Annotated in this window: 3 protein-coding genes; all 3 read left to right on the top strand. The window is 49.7% G+C overall.

The window, feature by feature from the left end:
- Positions 1–427: hypothetical protein (locus RUMCAL_RS16260; RefSeq protein ID WP_207636451.1), on the top strand; the 427-nt coding region annotated here is incomplete at its 5' end.
- 416 nt (positions 428–843) lie between these two features.
- Positions 844–1,794, top strand: a complete 951-nt coding sequence (locus RUMCAL_RS08565; RefSeq protein ID WP_021682353.1) for a cohesin domain-containing protein — start codon at positions 844–846, stop codon at positions 1,792–1,794.
- A gap of 132 nt (positions 1,795–1,926) precedes the next feature.
- Positions 1,927–3,529 (top strand): hypothetical protein (locus RUMCAL_RS08560; RefSeq protein WP_021682351.1); only part of this gene is annotated, 1,603 nt, incomplete at its 3' end.

The following is a 3,529-nucleotide window of genomic DNA, read 5'->3' as shown; positions in this document are numbered from 1 at the left end:
GAGGGGGACCAGCGAAGCTGGTGGAGGGATTCTTGAATTGCAGATTTTCACAGCAAAATCCTTCAGTCAACAACACGGCGTGCCACGTCCGCATTTCCCAAAGTGGAAAACTTCTCCCACAGCTTTGTGGAAAAGGCACGCCGCGTCAATCCGGCACAGCTTTCAACATTGTGGAAAACCATTTCGGATGACGGCGGAGGTGTTTTCCACAAAGAATCCACCAAAGAGGAAAACTTGTGGAAAACGTTTTTTCGCAAAAAACTCCCGTTTCCGGAGGCCTGCCGGTGCTGATTCCAAAAAACCGCCGGTTTTTGTCGAAAACGCACTGTGTTTCTTGTGGAATACTCTAAAAATGAAGTCTATATTTTGTACAATTCTACTAAAAAATGCGTATCTCTCTTTACATTTTGCGAGTTTTAGAGTATAATTTGAATGAAGGTTTCTGCCTGCCCTGCAGTGCAGGAACATATAAGCAGAAAAGCCGCCAGGATGCGGGAACACCGCCTTGATTTTCCGGTGTCCCCTTGCCCGTATCCGGCAGGTTCTGCCAGCCTGAAACGTGCCATTTTTGTGCGAAACTGCCGGACGCATGGCAAAATGCGAGCCGGCTGGTCTGGCGTATTGGGATATTATACAATTATAGGTTTCCTGATTCGTCGAGTTTACACAAAAACTTTGCGTATCTATTGACTTTTCTGTTGGGATATTCTATAATAAGAATAATTGGAACAGCATGAATCAGAGAAGCGATTCCTGCGGAGATTTCGACCAAGATTTTTTCGACTGCATGCCGCCGGCCTGGAACACCGGCAGGGCGTGCGGACAATCAGAGGAGGATAACACATGAAAGCAAAACACACACTTGCTGGTGCTCTGGCACTTGCAATGCTTGCTTCTACTGCTGTTTCGTTTCAGGTTTCGGCTGCTGACACAGCAGTGACCCTGAAGGGTGCAAAGGTAGAGGCAGAGGCTGGCGGAGAATTTTCTGTAGACGTTTCTCTGGAAGACATTCCGTCTACGAAGGTAAACGTCATGGACTTCGCAGTGACCTATGATCAGACTGTTCTGAACGTAGACAGCGTGAAGATCGGCAAGTCTGCTGATGTTGATGTTTCCGGCGACAGTACCGCCAGCGATGCTCCGGTATTTGCCACCAACATCAAGGACGGCGAGATCACTGTCAGCTGGACGACCGCACTGGACTCCAATTCCTGGATCTCTGAGGACGGTGTGATCCTGACCATTACCGGTACTGTAAAGGACGGCGTGGCAGACGGCACCGTAACTCCGATCGACTTCGCACCGGTTACCCGTGAAACTTATGACGGCTCCGGCAAGAACAATTCCAGCATGGTGATCGGCTATGTATACGGCGGCGATTCCGCTACCTATACGATCAACGCAGAAGCTGGCTCCGTGACCATCGGCAGCAAGCAGACCACCACTGTGACCACTACTGAAGGCGGCAAGGATACCACTGCTACCGAAGCGACTACTACCGCTACTGAGAGCAAAACAGATGTCACAAAGGCAACTACCACGATCTCCGGCAACATTGTTACCGGTACGGTAGCACCGGGCAGCGTGCTGTACGGTGATGTCAACTGTGATGCCCGCGTGGACATTACCGATGCCGTTATGCTGAACAAGGCAGCAGCCGGCGTGGTTACTCTGAACGACACACAGCGGAAGAACGCAGACTGCAACGGTGATGAAGAAGTTGGCTCGCAGGACGCAACCACACTGCTGATGTTCCTCGTAAACATCATTAAGACTCTGCCGTATTCAGACTAATCTGTTTCACGGCAACCACAAATTTTTCGTATATTTAGGAGAAGTGTTCCGAGGGGGAATGCGGCTCCTGATATAGGCAATATTTCATTTACGTATTTGTCGGCAATACCGGCAAGGAAAGGAAAGGAAAACATGAAGAAACGAACAAAGAAGGTTCTGTCCTTCGGCGTTGCAGCTCTGATGGCAGTTTCTGCACTGCCGTTCAGTGCACTGTCGGTTTCGGCTTCGATTCCCACAAAACAGACCGAAAATGGCGGCACACCGTACAATTTCCTCCTCGAGGAGCAGGGAAGCGGCGTACAGACCATCAGCATCTCTAAGGACGAGATCGCTGCTGGCGATGTTACCAAGACTCTGGACGTTTTCATCGATTCTGAAGAATGGCCTGATGACAACTACCTGAGCTCTGTAAAGCTGAACTGGGTTGCAACCAAGGACGCTACCTTCGCAGACGGCGGTGCAATTGCAAACAGTATCTACTATCAGAACGTTTTCAACGCATCTACCAAGGTCAACCAGCATGATGTCACTATGCCGAACGGTCTGGGCACAATCGTAGGCACTCCGTATAGCGGTGCATTCTGCATGTCCCCGATGTTCGAAGAGGATGAAGACCTGCACACCTGGAGCTACAACGACGCTCAGAGTAACGGCGTAGTCAGAGAAATTGCTTGTGACAAGATCTTTGGTGCCAATCTGATCGCCAACGGCGACAACAAGGTCAAGTTCGAATACGACTACTATGCAAATGCAGACGATTATCTGGCAGACAAGAATGCAGATAAGGCTACTCACAAGTCCCATAAGGTACAGGAATGCGATGTCAAGCAGAAGGAAGACGGTACACCGTACATCGAATATTCCTACATCAATCCGGGCGGGGAAGTTGCTGCAAACTATGTTGAAAAGACTGTTACAGTAGATCTGCCGTGCTATTCCACCACTCGTTTCGTAAAGGACTCTGATGGAAATGACTGCGTTCCGGACATCAACAACTACTATTCCTGGGGCTTCATTGCTGCTTCTTCGGATGACCGTACATACTTTGTTGGTGGAAAGTCTACTGACCTGCGTTTCACTTCCTTCGATGTTGTTGTTCCGAAGGATACCGCAGAAGGCACCTATTATGTACAGATCTGCAGCCGCAATGCAAACAAGGATCTGATCCCGATGCCGTCCGCTGCTGATTTCGACAGCGTAAAGGCAGATCAGGAAAACTATCGTGCAACAGTAGGTCCGCTGGAAGATATGTCCACTGCAATTCAGGGTAAGAAGGATGCAGCTACTTACTCTCTGCCGCAGGATCCTTCCAAGGCAATCGTAAAGATCGTAGTTGGCGACGGTACTGTAACAGATACCACCACCACTGCCGCAGAAACCACAACCACTGAAAACAGCACCACTGCTGCAACAACCGCTGCAACTACTGTTACCACCGATGACAAGAGCGATGAATTCGCTTGGAAGATCGGCGAAGTAGCTTGCGAACCGGGCGACAAGAAGGTTAAGCTGGAAGTAACACAGACAAATGGTATCAGCACCACTGGTATCGTTGGTTCTATGATCGTTCCGGAAGCAACCCGCAAGATCCTGTCTGTTCCGAGTTCTTACAAGAAGATCTCCAACTGCTTCAAGATCGGCGATGCATATCCGGCACTGAGCCAGACCATGATGAATACACAGGAATACAGCGAAACTGGCCGTCTGGTATTCTCCATGAGCTCCAACGGCAGCA

The organism is Ruminococcus callidus ATCC 27760 (assembly GCF_000468015.1).
In the GTDB taxonomy this organism is placed as follows: Bacteria; Bacillota; Clostridia; order Oscillospirales; family Ruminococcaceae; genus Ruminococcus_C; species Ruminococcus_C callidus.
The sequence above is the reverse complement of the archived record's forward strand: the minus strand, read 5'-3'. Positions and strand labels throughout refer to the sequence as shown.

Excerpts from the sequence above, each read along its gene's own strand:
- RUMCAL_RS08565 (WP_021682353.1), top strand. The coding sequence starts at position 844 with ATGAAAGCAAAACACACACTTGCTGGTGCTCTGGCACTTGCAATGCTT.